Consider the following 19939-nt stretch of genomic DNA (forward strand, 5'->3'; position numbering starts at 1 on the left):
ATCCCTTTTTATTTTTGAGCAAAATAACGCAACAGGCTGCACTGGAAGATGGCCTTAAACCAGCGGGAATCGAAGTCCCTGACCTGTCTCAGGAAAAATACGGCACCCGGTTTACGGTCAAATACGGCTTCAAAAGAGGTATTGCCGCTTGCTACAGCTGCGGCGAAGACGGGTAACCAGGCAACGGAATAGCGGTATTCTGCGTCAGGATTAATGCTGATCACTGGATTTTTTTGTGATGTCATCCAGCTATGCAGCCGCTTGCTGCCGTACTCTGGCCAGCGAGCTTCACTATGCTCACGTAAAAGCTCCTGATACCACTCGCGAATGAAGAACTCTGGAATGGGCGGAGGGAATTGTCCATAACTTAACCATTTCTCAATTTCGTCGGCATATGTCGGAAAAACGAGCCCCAATCGCTGATACAGGCTCTTCACCAGTAAATTCTGGGTTTCTTCCGGTGCACCCTTTTGGCTCAGGAACAATTTAAATCGATCGGCTGCAGTTTTGATTTCGAAGATGGGGAAGAACTCCCATAAAATAGGGAACTCATTTTCAATGCGGCTCAGATACTCAGCTGACATCTCAAATTTAAATAGCGACATCGCCAGTGCTCGTGGATGCTGTACTAGCGCACGCCAAACTTCAAAGGTTGCCAGCGGCAGATAACCAAATTGGTCGTACAGGCAACGCATAAATTGCCAGCCGGAATGAGCGGGATCGTTAGCCATCTGTTCAAGTACCAGTGTAATGGTATTAACTTCAGACTGGGGATTAAAAAGCTGGGTCGCTTTCTGCAATGAACGAATACTACTTTCATCCACAGGTAACGACGGTTCCCCACGAATGAAGCAGGGGCGAAACGCCATTTCCTCACCCTGTTTGGGGACGACTAACCACGGCCCATTTTTGTTAATAACCGAACTCAGTTCATATTCACCTGTCGGTACACCTTCGCTCATTCTTGATGATAATGGGGTGATTTTTCTCTCCGGCTCACTCAATAACATGATGACAGGTGAAGACATTTGCCCGGTACGATAATGGGTTGACTGGCTGATGAGAAGTTCTCTTTCATAATCATAGCGTAAACTGTATTTATAGCGGCGAATCTGCCAGCTCATTACAGCACCTGCGCCTTTGATTTGCATCTCAACAACCTGGTCAATTCCTGTCTCAAGAGACAGTAAGTTTTCAATATGCTCTCTCAGGCTGTATAAATTGAGTTCGACGGGGTGTTCCCCCGCGGTATAACACCATTCATGCCATGCCTGTAACCCACTTTTGGAACGTAAATGTAATTCCAGTGAAAAACGTGTCGGATCGCCATTTTTACCAAATAAAAAGGCTCTCGAACCCAGCAAATCATGCAGAGTAATATTTTTATCCAGAGTGCATCCATTTGCATCAAGGGCCAGGCAACCTTTTGCAGGGAAAGGTAGAGTCATCTCTACTGGGGCTGCACCCAAATTTGGGTAAATCTGCAAAGAGACAAACGCAGGAGGTATTCCTTCTGCTTTAAGTAATATTTCTGTTTGTCCTGCTGAGCGTTTGCGAGCAACCTCTAGTGTTTTATCTTTTAAGACAGACATGCAGGGATGTTGCGTTGAGATAACAATGGAACCTTCATTGGCTAGCTCACCACCCTTTATTTCAATGTTAAAATCTGCCGGCAAGATCCCAATTTTTCGACGCAGTAGAGTTTCATTGTGAGTATTTCTGACAGAAACATATTGCGTACCCATCATCTCTTGTACCTGACATTCATCTAACGATATGCCACTCAGGTAACGTTTGAATTGTATATCTTCAGCATTCAGGTTTTTCGCCGTAACTTTAGGTACACCAAGGAATGTTTCATCAGGATGGCAATTCCAGGTAACATGTTTTCCATAAAAATCAAATCCGCTCTGATTAGATTGTTCCCTCCCGGTGCGGATCCTGTATGTTTCATCTCCGGAAATGGTTATATCCTGGCGTCCTTTTACGGACAGTGTTCTGAGTCCTAATAACGACGCTGTACCTGGAGAGCCTTCACACCCTGAAATAGTGGTTTTTTCTTGAGGTAAGGCAATAAGAACATTGCTATTACGTACAGTACAAGAAGCTTGCCCTTGCAATAACCAGCGTTCCTCATCATCAACAAAAGTAAGTGGTACCTCGCCAACGGCGATTTCACTATCTTCAAGTTTTATGGTGCCAACAATCATTCCTCCAGTTCGTGCAACAATCGTTAAGCTCGCAGCTGGCTGGCGTCTGACAAATCTCGACTCACTTTTACGCAGGCGAACTTTGGCATGGGCGTTCTCCAGGGATGCATAGGCGGGGCCGAGACAGGTGACTTCTTCACCATCTTCATAAATGGCAAGTTCAAATCGCGTCGTTGAGGGAGTGCTGATGATTGGGAAGGTGAGTTCATCAGGCAGCGAAATTATCGCCTGGATTTGATTGGGATGGTTTTCCGACCAATAGAATTGACAACCGGAACCCTTATTTTTTTGTAAGTGGGATTTAGCCTCTACGGAGGCAGTACATAGCAACCCATTAAGAAAGCGAGTACCTGTTTCATCATCCAAAGGCATAGGGAACTCATCACGCCATTTTGGATGCACTTTATCAAGCTGCTTCACGGGTTCGGTATGATTGCTCAGGTTGTACATTAGAACCAGCGAGCTGAGTTTTTCCGCTATATGGCTGATGAGTTCTACAGAAGTGTCTTCGCTAAAAACAGTTGGCAGGGCTGATTTTTCTATGACAGTTCTTACTAGAGAAAGTATGGAAAATCCTGCCAGTTGTGCCTGCCCATATTGATTGAGAATCCGGGAGAATACATTCTGAAAATGGCTATCCGATTCTTTCAGTAAGCGGAATGGTAATCCCCCCTCACTGAACAATGTTCCGAGAAAATTACGTCGTTCCGATTCGTAAAATCGGATTGGGCGGTTCCAGTAACCTTCCATCCCTTTAGGGATAATAATCCTTAATTCAGTCGACGTTAATGATACTCCCAATGCTCTATATATAGGGTCCCACATCCAACCACAATGGCGCTCATAATCTCTGCGATACCATTCAGAGCAAAAAAGGACAAAACAGGCAGCGTAACCTTTATCATCGATATTACTCTGTACTTGACCAACTGCACGAAGTAGTTGTGTTAGATTATTGTATTCATCATTGGTCGCATGATATTCATATAGGGGACGGCTATCAGGTTGTCTCAATCCTCTACGATTAAGAAAGTTACTTAGCCAGGAAGTACATTTTACCCAAGAAATGCATTCTGATTGACTCAAGGCAAACTCCTTACAGACAAGCGAAAAAACCTTATATTTTTAGTTAAAAAACAGATCAGATTACTCTTGTGTTGGTATAACTTCAACTACTAATTTTTGTGGGTGTATCTCACAGGTGGTTTTTATTTAAATGATAACAAAAATTGATTGATTCCATCCTATTTATCGAGTTGTTTTATTATTTCAAATAAAAGGAAGTTTTACTTTGGCGTCGCTATGCACAATGACGAATAATTTATCTTCTATGATATAGAGCAATCAGGAGAACTATACAACCAGGAGTAATAAAAGTTGTATCATCAGTCAAAAATACATGGGGTTGATGTTTGCTGTGTATGCATTACATTATATGTATTGCAGGAGTATTTCTATATTATTATCAATGCGTTAAATGGAGGTATATTCTTAAGCGCGCAGCGGAAGGGGTTACTGAACTAATAACCAGAGGCATCGTGTAGAAAATACCTATATGTTACTCATAATTTCAAGTTATGAGGCAATATACGCAGTGAGCAGGGATAGATTATTGCCTGCGTATAACTGCGCAGTATTGAGTAGGGTGCCTGTGAAACCGTTTATGGTGATATTGCCATGCGAAGTCAGCTGTACGTCTCCACCAGTCCAGAGCGTGCCTGAGGCGTTCAGCAAAAAGCTCTGTGCACTGAAAATACGGTAGTGTGTTGGGCATTGTTGGCAAAGTTACTTTCGTCATTCATCACTAGAACATTTCTCTGCATTACATCGCTGCTGGTGACTGTGTCTGCGTGTTTTTCTGGCGGCCAGTGTGCCTGTGTTCGTCAGCGCACTGATGAGTTTCAGCGTCGTATCACCGAGCGCCACCATCTGCCCACGACAGTTGAAGTCCTGCTTGTCGGGCAGCGCTGTCTGTACAGACGACTGGTGTCAGTCTGCACCAGTGACTCCCCTTTATCAGGCGAGCATTACCGTCTAGTGCGATAGAGGATTTTGCGTACGTGTAATGTTCCTTACCGCCAGATGACACGCAGGTTTGGTTCATCCCGGTGCGGGCAGACTGGCGGGTTTATCAAGTTAGAGCGTTTTAAGGGGGGCTACTGGCAATATCTGGTGTCTTACAGTGAGCAGTGTCAGAGAAAGCCGGGAAGCGAAGGGGACTTACTTCGATAAAATTCAGAGGGAGTTGGTCTGATCAACCGCCTCGTGAGTCCGAAATACGTTGCAGTAGCCAGTCTTCGACTTCACTTTGCTTCCAGCGGGAACTGCGGCCCAACTTGATCGGCTTAGGGAATTGGCCGTCTTTTATCAGCTTGTAAAACCACTTGTCCGTAAGCCCTGTAAGCTTCGTGATGAAGCGCATGTCCACCAGTTGGTCATCAAGCAAAGAAATATGTTCTGTCATGATGCTGTCTTCCATTGTGGGATTATCCTGAGCTGGTGGTTGATTGCTCTTTACTACCAGCCCTTCCACATCAATGGATTGATACGTAAAAAAGTGCAGAACGTGAGTTACACCGTGCGAGGACGCCCCAGTCCGCTGGGCGGCGGTACCTCACTGGCTCCGTAGTAATAGTGACCGTGCTTTTGTTCTTCTTTGGCAAGGTAGCTGATGATGTAGCGCAGGTTATCGATGGCTTCGGTATCACCGTAGTTCACCGGCCTATCAATACTGACTTCATAAGTGGGCTTGTATTCGCAGCGGTTGTAATAGCCTTCTCGTTGCGTTATTTCCCGCCATATTCTTCCAACTCTCTCAGCTATTGGGTAGGTAGCCTGGTTAAGGTGCCTGTCGAGATAGAACACGATATGAGCATGGCACCCGTGGTCTACAGAGTTCTCAAGTACCCAGAAATGTCCTGCCAGATTAGTATGTTGCAGGGTTCGTTCAACCAGCATACGTACTTCTTGCTCTGTTTCGTTCCATGAATAATGTTTATAGCGCCCTGAACCTTTCTGATAGAACAGGTCGAGTCTGAGTGCCTGTATTCGGGAGTATCGGTTCAGTAGCTGATTCAGGTGGTCATTGAGTAGAGACAGCAGAAACCAGTTCATCGTATATCTGGGGTTAAAGGGGTAAGGTGTGTGCATTGATTTATCCTTTGTCAGGTGGAGTACAAAGGATTGGGGTGAGATGTAATTTTTAAGAGAAGCGGGGATACGGCAGATACAGGGTGCTGTGTATCTAGGGCAATACAGGCAGAGTTGCTTGTTGGGTGAGGGCGCTGTGAGCAAAGTGGTATAGAAAAGGGAGTGCCCCTTAATTATACTAAAAACCCAAATGTTCATATCAGCTGTTTAAGGATTCTAATGAGGTGAGCAGAGGAGGATAGTAGAGTAAAAACTACAGTAATAATGCAGTAAAACATCAAAGTAATATCACAATAAAATCAGTAGGATATCAGTAAGAAATCAGTAAGAAATCAGTCATTCCTCAGCCTGTGACACGTCTCTCTCCACATAAAAGATGCTCATGCTAATCTGTGTCCGGGAGCCAGAATTAGAGGGAAGAGACGATGTTGCATTACGATATGATCCGTTACGAGATCATGTATCTAAAAATGCTGGGAGCACTTTCCAACACTGATCACTCCTTACAGTTGAGTACTTATGATTCGCCAGATCAGTTTCGACTTTTAATCTCTCAGATCCTTGAACGGCATTTCCTGGGCGATCAGGACAGGATCAAAATTGGCCGGAAAACTCTTAAAGAATGGGCTGAGCTGCTACTCATTGATAAAGATTATTTTGATTGTTTCAAAGGTACACCAAGAGCATTGTGGTTTGCTCACCATTATATTTTTGAATACCCAGTATTATCTGCAGGGCTGGCACTTGGTGGTTTGGGGGATGGCTTTGATTGTTCAAGTGGTTTTAATTCTCTTTTACTGGACAATAATATCTTCACAAATCTTGATTTCGCTAATTTGAATATCGACCTGGACGGTATTGATTTGGACCTGATAACAAATCCACAGGCCATTGCTTCGAAAAAAACGAAACGCGTTTTCTCCCGATTTTATCTGAACGCGGGAGCAAGTACCGATCTGTACAACCCCACTCCGGTAACTGAGCGTGAACTCATCAATGGTGTGATGAGGTATATTGATGAAGCTCCATGCTCACTTGGAGATAAGATCACTTATTTCAAAAAACTGCATGAGCGCTGGCTTGAGCAATATGATTTTTTTCTGACAGATTTTGACTGGATATCACGTGAAAATGAAACTCAGTTAGTATATCTCTGGGACTATCTCAAAGGAAAAGGACGAATAGCGGGCTATCTTCGCCCTTATAATACGTCTATGCGTTATGACATGATTATTGCGGCTATAGATGTGTGGAACGTCCAACCTGAAGAGAAGTTGGAGTTTATTGAGAAGATGAAACATGCCTGGCAAGCATCAAAATCTTATCGACGATCTGCTAAATAGCGTTGTGACCCCAATGGTTTTTTCGTCTGATTTCTCAATGTAGTGATGAATCTGAGTAGACCCTGGGTCTTCTATCTATCTCCCTCTTTGTCCCGTTACGTACAGAGCACATACTTGTGAAAGAGTAAGCGTATAGCGGGAACCGTATTGACTCTCTTTTCATTAAGATCAATGGCGGAAATGCAGCCCGTACGTCGTCCGGGCTGCCGGGTTATTGTCAGGCCAGGAGATTTGCCGGATTATCAACACAAAGTTTTTTAACTGACTTCGCATCAACCCCGCGACTGGACAGATAGCCCAGGAAGACGTTTGGCACAAATCCCCATCCGTTCCCTCCATTTTTTGCCCACATTTGTTTCAGGAAAACATCGTGACTTAATACGAGCTGATCTCCATACCCCAGTTCAATGAGCTCGCTGACGGCATCGGCTGTTTCCTGTACCCCTGGCGCTACGCCTTCTTTCGGAAACGTAATGTCGAGCCCAATCATATCAAACTCTAACCAGACTCCCCTGTCGAGCATACGGCGTTGATAATCAAGATCCTTTCCGGATGGATCTGAATGAGCCAGGGAAACTTTCCTCGGGGAGACTCCCATTTCTCTCAGAACGATATCCAGAACCTCATCTCCACGCCTTAACCATCCAGGCATGTGAATATTGATTGAAACATCCGGATTGTCTTTCCAGGCCAGTGAGGCGGCCCGCAGACCGTTTTTCTCCGCATCGGTAAATTCTGGAGAGACACCGATTTCGCCAATCATTCCTGCCCGGATATCCGTTCCGTCAATCCCTTCGTTCAGTTCACGATCAATAGTCCGGGCAAGAATGTCCACTTGCTGATGAAGCTTTTCTCCTTCGAATTTTTCAAGGTACGGGCCAGAAGAGGCGACAATGTTAATACCTGTTCGGCGGGCAACTTCATAAAGCGATAACGGGTCGCGGCCAATCGACGCAGAGCCTGTGGCATCGACAATGGTTTTACCCCCCAACGCCATGAAGCTTTTTATCTCCTCAATGACATCTTCAATTTCCTTTTTACTCATATTATCAGCGCAGCAGTATGGATCGTGCTTAAGTGCCCACTGTTTCTCTGCGCAAACGCAGAAGTCAGCGATCTGTTCAGACCAGCTATAAAAGGGTTTATCAACGACAGAAGACAGGTCATTAAAGAGGTGCTCATGTGGCAAAGTTAAGCCCATCTCTTCCTTAGGTATTGAACCGGTAACAGTCTGCAAATAACCTTTCATTACTGTGCCTCCGCTTTCGCCAGCCGTGCTTGTTTGAAGTCGGGGATGGTGGTGACAATCGCCCCCACAAGGGCAAATACCGTACCTACAAGGGTGACAAAATAGACGGTATTGCCAAGTGCCGGAATCAGTACATCAATAAGCACTGACCCAAGTAGTTGTCCGGCGGTGGAGGCCACGCCCAGCATCAATAATCCCAGTCCACGAACCAGAATCGCCATCAATCCAATGGACATCAGCCCCAGTGGTCCGCCGAGGTACATCCACCATGTATCAGGCAACTGGAAGCTGACGTGACCAAGTGAGATTCTGACGAGAAGGGCGATACCCAGGACAGTAAAACCGACGATGAAATTCCAGGTGATTGATACCAGCATCGATCCAGTAGCTTCCGCGACTTTCGCGTTACCTGCAGGTTGCCATCCTGCGAGTAAACCTGCCATAAATGGCAGAATGGCCAGAAGGATAAACGACGTGGAACGCCACTGAGGAGAAACTACAAACACCGTAGCGACAACGGCGAAAATGGCTCCGATAATCCGGTAAGAAGTGAAGTATTTTTTCTCGCTAACCCCAATACCAAATCGGTCACACAGTAAACCAGAAAGAATGAGTGCTGAGATTAACGCTGTTTGAAAAGTTGCCACGCCGAGCGCGCTGGCGGATGCACCTTCAGAAAACACCACCATTGCCCCACACAGGCCAGCAAACCAGTTCCATAGCGGTATTTTCCGCTGTTTTATCAGCGAAGGAATAGAGGAAAATTGCTGACGGGTCTCTTTTTTGGCCATAATTATAAAGAACATCACGACTAAACCACTGGCGAAAGAAATAACTGCGCAGGCATTTCCATCGTTGAGCCAGTGACCCAGTTCGCCATTAACAGCAGACTGCATTGGAGAAAGTGTACCTGCAAGAATTGTTGCAAGCATCAGCAAGGGAACAGAGTATTTGCTTTTGTTCATAAGTCCATCCTGTATATTAATCAGTCAGGAATGGGTCCGAAGATATAAGCTTCTGACCCGTTATTATTAACTGCTGGTGATATAACGAAGAATGTTTAACCACATCGGAGTGTAATATTTCCAGTTTAGAAACTCATGACTACCCCAGTGCGGTGAACAGTCACTCATAAAACAGGCTGTCCTGCCTTTTTCAAAACGTCCATAAACAAGTAGAGGGTCGTTATTGATAGTTAATGCAACTGTTGCGTTTTCTTTTGCCACTGCTTTGTTATAACCCAGGAATATGGGCCAGTCGGAGAAACCTAAGACAGTTTCATGCTCATGCTCAACCGGAGAGGCATACACACCAGCGGGTTTTTCGATACGATCATCACCATCAGGCATAATTACCGGAAGAACTTCAGCTAATACAGTATTTTTATAATTGGCTTTGGCTTCAATCCCCATAAACGAAAGGTAACCACCTATCATTAATAATCCACCGCCATTTTTGACATATTCTTTTATCATATCCAGCGCGTCAGGTTTGATTTTGGATTGATAAAATGTTTCATTTTGCAGAAGGAAAGTGTTACTGCCGATATCGCTAATGACGATGGCATCATATTGCTCCAGTTCTGCCTGCTCTTGCGGGAAAGAAATCTGCACCTGATGAGCTGGCATATAAGTGACGGACACGTTGTTTTGGCGTAAGTTTTCCAGTAAAAATGTTGCACCTTCTTCATATTTACTTGATGTGAAACTGTCGTAACCTTTTGAGTGAATCATATGGATATGCCATGACTCACCAATAAACAGGATTTTTAAGGAGGAAGTCTCTGCGTTCATGTTAGGTTCCTTTATGGTTATTTAATAAATTTCCTGACGATACTGCGTTGTTTTTATTCGATGTAGAACTGCTTTGTTATCAGGCATATCTGAGGCATTGGTAGTTTCTACTGCCAGTGATGAAAATGCGGAGGCGTAGAGTAACGCATTTTCCAGAGAGCGTCCTCGTGCAAGCTCTGATGCCAATGCTCCGTTAAATGCATCACCGGCACCGGCTGTATTCCTTACGACAGCAGGAAAAGCAGGGGAAATAATAAATCTTTTGCCGTCATAGGCCACAGATCCTTTTTTGCCAAGAGTAATAACGACGTTTTTTACACCTTTGTGATAGATTGCCTTTGCAGCTTCCATTGCTGACGTAGTATCAATTACAGAAATTTCAGTGAGTAATCCTGCTTCGGTTTCATTAGGCGTCAGATAATCCAGCCCATCCAGTAAATGGTTAACGCATGAGTTATAAGGAGCGGGATTTATAATAACTGAGGTATTATTTCTCTTTGCAATTTCAATAGCGCGTTCTAAAGCCTCAGGGTTTGTTTCTAGCTGTAAAAGCAAAATATTTGACTCCGTTATCGCATCTTGCTGTAGCGAAATTTCATCATGCAACAATGTCATGTTGGCACCAGGGAAAATCGCTATCATGTTTTCACCAGTACCCTCATCGACCAGAATTGAAGCAGTGCCAGTCTGAACATCTTCAGACTTATAAATGACAGATTTTTTTATGATTGACGCATTGATGAAAGAACTGGCGTATTCACTAAAATGATCGGAGCCTATTTTAGTAATAAAAGTCACACTCGCATCCGCATGACTGGCCGCCAGGGCCTGATTACATCCTTTGCCTCCAGGTGAGAATATCAATTTTCCGGAAAGCAAGGATTCTCCTGCAGTGGGAAGTCGTGGTAGATAATTTATAATATCAACATTAAATGAACCCAAAACACAAACGTTGTCTTTCATAACAGGAGGGCCCCTTGTTATTATGTCATGTGAGTCTATAGACTCAAGGACGTGAATGATTTCATTTTTGGTGACACTATCAAGAGAATGAATATCGATATAAGCACCACCGTGACAGCGATTTAATAAGCCTCTTTGGGAAAGCTCATTAAGATCTGCTCTAATCGTTTCTTTCGTTACCTTTAAATGGCGAGAAAGATGAGCTACACGAACAAAACCTTTTGTGCTGATTAATTTTATTATTTCATGATGGCGTTCTGTTTTCATACGTCACCTCACTGAGTTCAAATGTAATACTCCTGTTATTTAGGGCTGTGATGGTATCCGTAAAATTGTTCGCAAAACCAAAAAAAAGCAAAAAAAAGTAAAGGTTATTCTCTTTATCCTGGAGGTTATAGATACCTTCGCTTAATTTGTTAGATAAATCGGATGAACGGGTGTTTGTTGATGTATTTGTGAAAAATAATTTATGACGTTGTTGGTTATTAACGTAGATTAAACACGTGCTTCGGAAAAACAGAATGTATCATTCGCCGAGTGGAGGTTAAGGATGCGACTTATGGTTACACCTCAATGTTTGTGCAGTACATGAAAACCGGGTCTGCGGATGACAAAAATGTGAATAAAAAATGCCCGCACATGGCGGGCAGCGTATCGGTATGCAGACTAAAGACGTCACTTTACAGTTTGTTAACGGGAAGGGCGCCATACACCACACAAAGCCATCATTGAGAGTGTCAGCAATGGATAACTGTCTGTTGAATTCTTGTGCCAGTAAGCGAGTTCAAAGGGCGGCTCTCTGCTTTTTTGAACAAAGAAGGTGCGCATTTCGGTTTTTTCAGCAGCGGATTATCAAAAGCCTCAGCAAAAAAATCTATAATCCTTAAACAATGGATAAATCACAAATACATATGTATTGTTTTGTGTGCAATTTTCTCTGTCACGCCCGTACGTCATTTTCGCTTAAGAGAACCTGTGTTAACTCCTCTGATGATACTCTTATTATTTCATAACTACATGAATATTAATTATTAATTTTATTATTATCTCTCCCTGGCTCTGTAAGCATCACAATGACATGCAGCATTGCTCTGGTTATCTCTGTTTAAATAATCTACATGCATCACATAAATGTTTACATTTGATAATGTATAGTTTTCATATGAAAAGTTGATTGTTATTCTGCATAAACAAGGAGAACTGTTATGACGGATTCAATTCCATCAGGTTACAAACCGCTGACATGTGACACACTGCCCGGTTATCTCTCATCCAGACTGACCCCTGCATGTGAACCGGGGGGATTACCTGAAGAGTGGAAAGTTTCAGAAGTAGGGGACGGAAATCTGAACATGGTGTTTATCGTTGAGGGGACGCATAAAACCATCATTGTAAAGCAGGCCCTGCCCTGGCTCCGTGCCGGAGGTGAAGGGTGGCCTTTATCTCTGAGCCGTGCAGGTTTTGAGTACAATGTCTTATGCCAGGAAGCAAAGTACGCGGGCCACACACTGATACCAGAGGTCTATTTTTACGACCCGGATATGGCACTGTTTGCCATGGAGTACCTGACGCCACACGTCATTCTTCGTAAAGAGCTGATCAACGGTAAAACATTTCCAAAACTTGCTGAAGATATCGGCACATTTTTAGCCCAGACCCTCTTCAATACGTCTGACATTGGCATGTCAGCAGAACAGAAAAAAGCGCTTACTGCCGAGTTCGCGTTGAATCATGAGCTGTGCAAAATTACGGAAGATCTGATCTTCACAGAGCCCTATTACAACGCTGAACGGAATAACTGGACTTCTCCTGAGCTGGACGATGCCGTGCATAACGCCTGGGCTGATGTAGAGATGATCCAGGTTGCCATGCGTTATAAGTACAAATTTATGACAGAGGCGCAGGCATTGTTACATGGTGACCTTCATTCAGGTTCAATCATGGTGACCGACACGGATACCAAAGTGATTGATCCTGAATTCGGTTTCATGGGGCCAATGGCGTTTGATATCGGCAACTATATAGGCAACCTTCTGTTAGCGTTCTTCTCACGTCCAGGGTGGGATGCGAATGAGCAACGTCGCGCTGACTATCAGGAATGGCTGCTTCAGCAGATTGTCGAAACCTGGTTCGTTTTCACCCGGGAGTTCCGTCTGTTGTGGGACAATAAAACACAGGGCGACGCGTGGCCGACAGAAATGTATCAACAGAACAGAGCCGCTCTTGAGGACGCACAGGATCAGTTTTTTGCCACGCTGCTTGAAGATTCCCTGGTGAATGCCGGCATGGAAATGAATCGCCGGATTATCGGTTTTGCTGGCGTTGCCGAGCTGAAACTGATTGAAAATACAGAGCTTCGCGCAGAATGTGAACGACGTGCATTGACCATGGCGCGCGATCTTATCGTCAATGCCCGCCAGTTTAAAAATATGGATTCCGTCATCCAGTCTGCGAAGGTTAAGTAAGAGGTCATTATGAATATTAAAGGTAAACACTACCGTACGGTCTGGGTTTCCGGGGATGGAAAAGCGGTAGAAATCATCGATCAGACTAAGTTGCCTTTTAAGTTCGAGGTGGTGGCGCTTACCTCTGCGGAAATGGCCGCTACGGCTATTCAGGAGATGTGGGTTCGTGGCGCTCCGCTTATTGGTGTCGTTGCAGCCTATGGTATCGCGCTGGGAATGAATCACGATGCCAGTGACATGGGTCTGCAGCGTTACTATGACCTTCTTATCAAAACCCGACCAACGGCAATTAACCTCAAATGGGCTCTCGACAGGATGATAGCCACACTGAAGGATCTCTGTGTATCAGAGCGCAAGGATGTGGCCTGGGCGCTGGCGGCAGAAATTGCCGAGGAAGATGTCGCGTTGTGTGAACAAATTGGATTACATGGTGCAGAAGTCATCCGCGAAATAGCCCAGAAAAAACTGGCCGGGAGTGTGGTCAATATCCTGACGCACTGTAACGCAGGCTGGCTGGCGACTGTAGACTGGGGAACAGCGCTTTCTCCGATCTACAAAGCGCATGAAAACGGAATCCCTGTTCACGTCTGGGTGGACGAAACGCGGCCACGTAATCAGGGCGGACTCACGGCATTTGAACTGGGCTCACACGGTATTCCTCACACCCTGATCGCCGACAACGCGGGTGGCCACCTGATGCAACACGGTGACGTTGATCTCTGCATTGTGGGGACCGATCGAACTACGGCCAGGGGGGATGTCTGTAATAAAATTGGTACCTATCTTAAGGCGCTGGCGGCCCATGATAACCATGTTCCCTTCTACGTCGCGTTACCTTCTCCCACTATTGACTGGACTATCGAGGACGGAAAAAGCATTCCGATTGAGCAACGTGACGGAAAAGAGCAGTCCCATGTCTACGGGATAAACCCTCAGGGAGAATTGAGCTGGGTCAATACCGCCCCTGAAGGAACCCGTTGTGGGAACTACGCTTTCGACGTCACGCCTGCCCGCTACATCACCGGCCTCATTACTGAGCGCGGAGTCTGTGCTGCCAGTAAGTCAGCGCTGGCGGATATGTTTGCTGACCTGAAGAGTAAAGCACTCCAGGATGAGCAGCATTAAAACGACGACCACTGCTGTTAAGGAGCAGGAATGGAAAGGATTAAGTTAGCAGAAAATATCATTTCCACTTGTCGGGAAATGAATGCGTCAGGTCTTAATCAAGGAACATCAGGTAATGTGAGTGCCAGGTATACCGGTGGCATGTTGATTACGCCGAGTGGGATCGCTTATTCAAAGATGACGCCGGACATGATTGTCTTTGTAGACGATAAGGGAATACCTGAAGCGGGTAAAATACCATCAAGTGAATGGTTATTTCATCTGGCGTGTTATAAAGCCAGACCAGAATTGAATGCTGTCATACATACGCATGCGGTGAATTCCACGGCGGTGGCAATACATAATCATTCAATTCCGGCCATTCATTATATGGTGGCGGTATCGGGGACGGATCATATTCCCTGTATTCCCTATTATACCTTTGGCAGCCCTGAACTGGCTGACGGTGTATCTAAAGGGATCAGAGAAAGTAAGTCCTTGCTGATGCAGCACCACGGTATGCTGGCCATGGACGTCACGCTGGAAAAGACGTTGTGGCTGGCGGGTGAAACCGAGACGCTGGCTGATTTATACATCAAATGTGGCGGATTACATCACGATGTTCCCGTTCTTTCTGAAGCCGAAATGACCATTGTTCTTGAAAAATTCAAAACATATGGTTTGAAAGCGTAATTACAGCTTTATTTTAATTAATAACATATAGCAGCCATTCGCGGAATGGCTGCTATCCCCTCTGTCCACAACGATTGATTATAACTACCACAAGGAGTTATTTATGTTTATCGTGGAATCGTATGCTGTCGCCATAATAATGTGTTTTATTACCATGATTTGCTGGGGTTCATGGGCGAATACAACCAAACTTGTCAGCAATAAAAAATGGGAGTTCCCTCTATTCTATTGGGATTATTCAATTGGATTATTGCTGTGTTCTTTGTTATTTGCCTTCACGCTGGGTTCTATGGGCGAAGCCGGTCGCAGTTTTATACCTGATATTCAGCAGGCGAGCAGCAGTAGTCTGATGTCGGCAATACTGGCAGGGATTATCTTCAATATTTCCAATATTCTTCTGGTCGCTTCTATTAATCTTGCCGGTATGGCGGTAGCTTTTCCTGTGGGGGTGGGGCTGGCATTGGCTCTGGGTGTGATCACCACCTATATCGGCAATCCGCAGGGCGATCCGCTCATTCTGTTCCTCGGTGTCGCCTGCGTTATGATCGCCATTATTTTTACCGCGATAGCCTATGGTCGTGTCACGCAGGAGGCGGATAAATCTCGCCGTAATAAAGGTCTCATTACTGCCATTCTGGCGGGTATCATTATGGGATGGTTTTTCCGCTTCCTGGCGGACTCCATGTCTGACAATTTCAGCCAGCCTGCCAGCGGTCTGATGACGCCGTACTCAGCACTTGTTCTGTTTGCCGCGGGGCTGTTTTTGTCGAACTTTGTCCTTAACACGCTGGTCATGAAAAAGCCTATTTCAGGAGAAGCGGTCAACGGGAAAATGTATTTTTCCGGGAGTTTACGGGATCATGTTTGCGGCTGGCTGGGCGGTATGATTTGGTGTGTCGGTCTGGCATTCAGTCTGATTGCGTCTGGTCAGGCGGGTTATGCCATTTCCTACGGTCTGGGACAGGGTGCCACAATGATTGCCGTGATCTGGGGAGTCTTCATCTGGAGAGAATTTGCCAGTGCGCCAGCCGGAACCAATAAACTGCTGCTGACTATGTTTATTTCATATATTGTGGGTATTGTTCTTATTATCGCCGCTAATCAATAAAATCCTGCCCCATATCCACATGGGGCAGTTGTTCATTCTTTTAGTGTGGTAATTCACACGCCAGCAAAAACTCTGCCGTTCCTTCATCAACAATCAGGTCCGTGACATATCCTCCCAGCAGGGCACCCAACGTTGCGTCATAGCCTCTTTCCCCACCAGCAAGGAAGATCTTCCGTTCAATCTGCCTTAACTGAGCCAGACTGATTCCCAGAATACGCTGGTCAACATCCGCCACGACGGGCATCCCTTCCTTATCATAGAAGCGGCCACAAATGACACCTACTGCGCCTAAATCACGATACGTCTGCATTTCCTTCTTATTCAGCACGCCCACCCGAATCAGGGGATTTTCATCAAGCGCGTTACCCACGACAAAAAAGGCTTTCGTACAGCGAGTCAGAACGTCAAAATTCGATCGAATAATAGGCTCTGCCTGTAACTCCATGGCCAGTCTGGCGCTTGATACCACGGCGGGCACGTGCAGCGAGGCGACACGGCCTGAAAGCTTGTAAGCGATTTGCGATGAGGATTCAATAATCGTCAGGTCTGGTTGAGAGGGCATGGAACCGAGCATCTGAATAACGGTGACATTTTTACATGACTTCGGCGTCATGGTTTTGCTCATCTGATGAATTGTTCTTCCCCAGGCAACTCCCAGCACATCACCATTCTCAATTACCTGATTCAGATACATGCCACCGGCACGTGAAAGGCGAGTCCGCATCAGCTTTGTATCATCACGTTTTCCGGCATGTTCGCCATCAGGCACGATGATCACTCTCTGGAGATTGAATTTATCGCGAATTTGCAAAGCAGCGTCGATAGATCCAAAGACATTCACATCCAGGTTGATATGAACCAGTCCATTTTCCCGGGCTGTTTGCAGGTATTTGACAACCGTGACGCGGGACACCCCCATGATAGCTGCAACTTCAGTCTGGCTTTTGCCTTCCTGATAGTACAGCCATGTTGCATGAAGTACGGGATCACCATTGAACAGGCTGCTGTTTGTTTGATCTCTATCCACTTTTGTATCCCTGTATTATGCCGGGAAAATTCTCATCTTGACCCTGTTTACCCGGAGATTTGATGCAAATTGCCAGTAGCATGATTTTATACAGATATTTTATTCTTTGACATTACCTGAATCAGCATACTCATTGAGCGACCGATCTCGTTTTCCCCAGTCTAAAAAGCCGGAGTGATGTCCCAGGTTCATCAGTTTTAGAGAGAGGTTACTCCTTCAGCACAATCAACGGTTCAATATCGCTCTCTTTTTTAATCACCTGCAGTTCGTCACCTCGCAGATAGTGACCGTCGTAGTTTTCGCCAGCAGTGAATCTCAACGAGTTTAACAGACACCTCGGAGTCATTTATGGAACTGACCCCACGACAGTCCAATCACAGCTCAGAAGTGTCTAGATTATCCGTGGCGATTCACCCGTCAGTACCACCGGATGTCTGAAGGCGCGGATAAAATCGGATAATACATCTCCAGGATGAAAACTTCGGCCCTGACATTTGACAGTCTCCGGCATTTTAAACATCAGCAGGGCCCAGGACATCAGACTCATCACTCCGATGATCACAAATAACAGCTTCCAGTGCATAAAGGGCATTAAACCTGCTCCAGCCAGTGGGCCGATGACAGACACAAGCAATATGATGGAGGTCAGAGCCGCCATAATACGGATGGAATCCTTTTCATCAAAGGCCTCCTGTATTGATACATAACCAACGGTGGAGATGAAGCAAATACTAGTTACCTGTATAAAACGGGCAGTAAAATACTGTTCGATCGAGGTGACAAACATCATGCTCAGCCAGGTCAGGGCAAAGATCATTACACCTGTGAGCAGAACATGACGGCGACCAATCCGGTCGGAGAGAGGCCTCTGAAACCACTGGAACGCCAGACCTCCGGCCAAATAAAGACTGATAGAGGCGGGTACTTGGGTGATATCAACCTGAAGCTCACGGAAAATGCGGATGATGCCCGGCTGGATGAGAGCCGTGATCAGATAGGCTGAATAATCGTAGATGAGCATCGCCAGTGGAAATAATAGAACACTGCAATACCTGCTAAGGCCTCCCGAAAATGGCTTCATAAACGGATTCTCCGTTTTTTATAATTTATTGAATTTTATCAGCTCAGATCGTGCAGTCCTTTATCCATCACAGGAGTCAGTCTGAGATCAAGAAATTCTACCTCCAATCCCTGGCGCTGAGGTGTACAACACATGACGCCCGTTCTTACTGGGCCCGTGGGGAAATAGCATAAGCGAAGTAATGGCCAGTGCTGTCCATCTGAGGAGTACTGCAATCGTAACGCATCTTTCTTACGGGTCAGACGCAGCCAGAACTCCTTCGGATCCCCTGGAAAGAGTCCTGTAGCCCAGTCGGAATTTCCCAGCGTGAGTACACTCCCGATTGCAGGTGCTCCATCGTTAAATTCGATGCCAGCTTTGAGCCAGTGCTGTTCGTCAGAGAACATCATAATTCCGGCCTGGTCATAAAGTGTGGTGAAGTCTGTGCGGATCCTGACCTGAAAAGTAAAATCTCCTGTTACGTCAGTAGCGTAGATGTGACCGGTAAAACGCTCAAACCCGTACCAGGTACGACGCCAGAAATCGGTATGATCATCTGTGATTACCGACAGGGCGTTATTTTCGTAGCGCCATATGGCGGGCTCATTGATCCATTCAAACTTGCAACTCATCATTATTCTCCTGTCATCCAGAACGCAGCATGACGATATTATAAAATGTCAGTTACATCTCGAACTTGCATAACGGTTCAGCCTGATAGCTAACTGCACAGAACAATGGTTCCTGCGTTTCTGGGATCGTGGCTGATGTACCGACGGTCCAACTGGCATTTACCTTAATACTGTAATGAAATGACAGAAGATGATCTGTTGCAGATCCCCCATAATTCTTTTCTTGTCACGCCCTGCCAAGTTAGAAGAGTTTCAAAGGCATGAAACTCTGAGTCTGACTTCATATTAGTCGTTTTAATTCGCTACCTTACGTCAGATACATGATGGTTGTGTGCGAAGTAATGATGGACATCAAGTTGTTGCACAAAAAACAAAGCTAACGTAAATTCAAGGATGTGAACTTTGTCTGCATATGGGAAAAGCCATGGATGTGACAGCACTCAAGAAAACTACCCTTACCGAGCAGATTATGGAGCAGATTGCTTCGCAAATTACTTCCGGAAAGCTCAAGCCCGGCCAGCGCCTGCCGAACGAGCGAGCTATGGGGGAGATGTTCAACGTTACGCGCAGCCGGGTGCGTGAAGCGCTGCGCGCATTATCGCTGATTGGGCTTATCGAAATAAAACCCGGCGATGGCAGCTATGTCTGCGAAAACAAACCGCAGCTTCCCGAAGAGACGATGACCTGGATCTTCCATAAAGAGATTCACAACCTTGATGAAATCTATGCTGCAAGAAAGCTGATAGAAGAAGAGGTCTATCTCACCGCGATTAGCGTAGTAAGTCATGATGACCTTATTCGCTTTCAGGCCTTAATTGACCAGATGGCGGAGTTAATTGCCGGGGACGGTAAGCCGGAAGCCTACCATCAATTGCTTGATGAATACGATCTCTTGATGGGCCGTCTGTGCGGCAACCAGATCTATGACAAGTTGATGCAAACCATTGTGATGCTGCGTAAGGACTTTTCGCGTAAATTGCTTAACGCCGACGGGGCGATGGCGCACAGCTTTAAGCTGAGGTTAAGTATTCATGAGGCTTTTATCCTGCGGGATAAAGTTCAGTTGCGTAAAAATCTGAAGTCCTTCTATCAGTCTTCGCGCAAATTCTACGATCACATTGCGGATAATAAAGACAAATAAA

Annotated in this window: 15 protein-coding genes and 2 pseudogenes; 6 read left to right on the forward strand and 11 right to left on the reverse strand. The window is 45.6% G+C overall.

The features are described from left to right. Nucleotides 1-8 precede the first annotated feature (8 nt). The 3 genes from KE671_RS01780 to KE671_RS01790 all read right to left on the reverse strand — a co-directional run bounded on the left by KE671_RS01780 (nucleotide 9) and on the right by KE671_RS01790 (nucleotide 5360). Nucleotides 9-3296 (reverse strand): STY4851/ECs_5259 family protein, encoded by a 3288-nt coding sequence (locus tag KE671_RS01780; RefSeq protein ID WP_206161462.1) that lies wholly within the window; start codon nucleotides 3294-3296, stop codon nucleotides 9-11. 1168 nt (nucleotides 3297-4464) lie between these two features. After that, on the reverse strand, nucleotides 4465-4689 hold the full coding sequence (locus KE671_RS01785) for a helix-turn-helix transcriptional regulator (protein WP_241029708.1): 225 nt from the start codon (nucleotides 4687-4689) through the stop codon (nucleotides 4465-4467). Between the two features lie 92 nt (nucleotides 4690-4781). Next, on the reverse strand, nucleotides 4782-5360 hold the full coding sequence (locus KE671_RS01790; protein ID WP_206161463.1) for a YagK/YfjJ domain-containing protein: 579 nt from the start codon (nucleotides 5358-5360) through the stop codon (nucleotides 4782-4784). Nucleotides 5361-5785: 425 nt separating this feature from the next. Here KE671_RS01790 and KE671_RS01795 point away from each other — a divergent pair, with 425 nt between their 5' ends. Further along, nucleotides 5786-6703: a hypothetical protein gene (locus KE671_RS01795; RefSeq protein WP_206161464.1), complete on the forward strand. Its 918-nt coding sequence runs from the start codon at nucleotides 5786-5788 to the stop codon at nucleotides 6701-6703. 217 nt (nucleotides 6704-6920) lie between these two features. Here the strand turns inward: KE671_RS01795 and KE671_RS01800 are convergent, their stop codons facing one another. The 4 genes from KE671_RS01800 to KE671_RS01815 form a co-directional block, all read right to left on the reverse strand. Then, complete coding sequence (locus KE671_RS01800; RefSeq protein ID WP_206161465.1) at nucleotides 6921-7952, reverse strand: phosphotriesterase family protein; 1032 nt, start codon at nucleotides 7950-7952, stop codon at nucleotides 6921-6923. Beyond that, nucleotides 7952-8917 (reverse strand): DMT family transporter, encoded by a 966-nt coding sequence (locus KE671_RS01805; protein WP_206161466.1) that lies wholly within the window; start codon nucleotides 8915-8917, stop codon nucleotides 7952-7954. Before KE671_RS01805 ends, KE671_RS01800 begins: the two co-directional genes overlap by 1 nt. A 66-nt stretch (nucleotides 8918-8983) precedes the next feature. Further along, nucleotides 8984-9745, reverse strand: coding sequence for a glutamine amidotransferase (locus KE671_RS01810; protein ID WP_156595795.1), 762 nt, complete (start codon nucleotides 9743-9745; stop codon nucleotides 8984-8986). Between the two features lie 21 nt (nucleotides 9746-9766). Further along, nucleotides 9767-10975 (reverse strand): PfkB family carbohydrate kinase, encoded by a 1209-nt coding sequence (locus KE671_RS01815; RefSeq protein WP_054177049.1) that lies wholly within the window; start codon nucleotides 10973-10975, stop codon nucleotides 9767-9769. A gap of 938 nt (nucleotides 10976-11913) precedes the next feature. On the opposite strand from KE671_RS01815, the gene mtnK reads away from it, so the two are divergent. From mtnK to KE671_RS01835, 4 genes are all read left to right on the forward strand, one after another. Next, entirely contained in the window at nucleotides 11914-13173 is a 1260-nt protein-coding gene (gene mtnK / locus KE671_RS01820; RefSeq protein ID WP_206161467.1) for an S-methyl-5-thioribose kinase, read from the forward strand. Nucleotides 13174-13182: 9 nt separating this feature from the next. Then, on the forward strand, nucleotides 13183-14298 hold the full coding sequence (gene mtnA, locus KE671_RS01825; RefSeq protein WP_054177047.1) for an S-methyl-5-thioribose-1-phosphate isomerase: 1116 nt from the start codon (nucleotides 13183-13185) through the stop codon (nucleotides 14296-14298). A 30-nt stretch (nucleotides 14299-14328) separates the two neighbouring features. Then, the gene (locus KE671_RS01830) at nucleotides 14329-14970 is read left to right on the forward strand and encodes an L-fuculose-phosphate aldolase (protein WP_054177046.1); all 642 of its coding nucleotides are present in this window, start codon (nucleotides 14329-14331) and stop codon (nucleotides 14968-14970) included. A 103-nt stretch (nucleotides 14971-15073) separates the two neighbouring features. After that, entirely contained in the window at nucleotides 15074-16078 is a 1005-nt protein-coding gene (locus KE671_RS01835) for a multidrug DMT transporter permease (protein WP_206161468.1), read from the forward strand. 40 nt (nucleotides 16079-16118) lie between these two features. Here KE671_RS01835 and KE671_RS01840 read toward each other — a convergent pair whose 3' ends face one another. From KE671_RS01840 to KE671_RS01850, 4 genes and pseudogenes are all read right to left on the reverse strand, one after another. Further along, nucleotides 16119-17105, reverse strand: coding sequence for a sugar-binding transcriptional regulator (locus KE671_RS01840; protein ID WP_054177044.1), 987 nt, complete (start codon nucleotides 17103-17105; stop codon nucleotides 16119-16121). Nucleotides 17106-17313: 208 nt separating this feature from the next. Next, a pseudogene (locus KE671_RS22750) lies at nucleotides 17314-17418 on the reverse strand (hypothetical protein); the annotation flags it as partial. A gap of 99 nt (nucleotides 17419-17517) precedes the next feature. Next, a pseudogene (locus KE671_RS01845) lies at nucleotides 17518-18186 on the reverse strand (MFS transporter); the annotation flags it as partial. Nucleotides 18187-18224: 38 nt separating this feature from the next. Continuing rightward, nucleotides 18225-18797 (reverse strand): DUF1349 domain-containing protein, encoded by a 573-nt coding sequence (locus KE671_RS01850; protein ID WP_206161894.1) that lies wholly within the window; start codon nucleotides 18795-18797, stop codon nucleotides 18225-18227. Between the two features lie 424 nt (nucleotides 18798-19221). Between KE671_RS01850 and KE671_RS01855 the strand changes: the two genes are divergently transcribed. Then, complete coding sequence (locus tag KE671_RS01855; protein WP_042324884.1) at nucleotides 19222-19938, forward strand: FadR/GntR family transcriptional regulator; 717 nt, start codon at nucleotides 19222-19224, stop codon at nucleotides 19936-19938. Nucleotide 19939 lies beyond the last annotated feature (1 nt).

Source organism: Citrobacter amalonaticus, from assembly GCF_018252635.1.
Taxonomy (GTDB): Bacteria; Pseudomonadota; Gammaproteobacteria; order Enterobacterales; family Enterobacteriaceae; genus Citrobacter_A; species Citrobacter_A amalonaticus_E.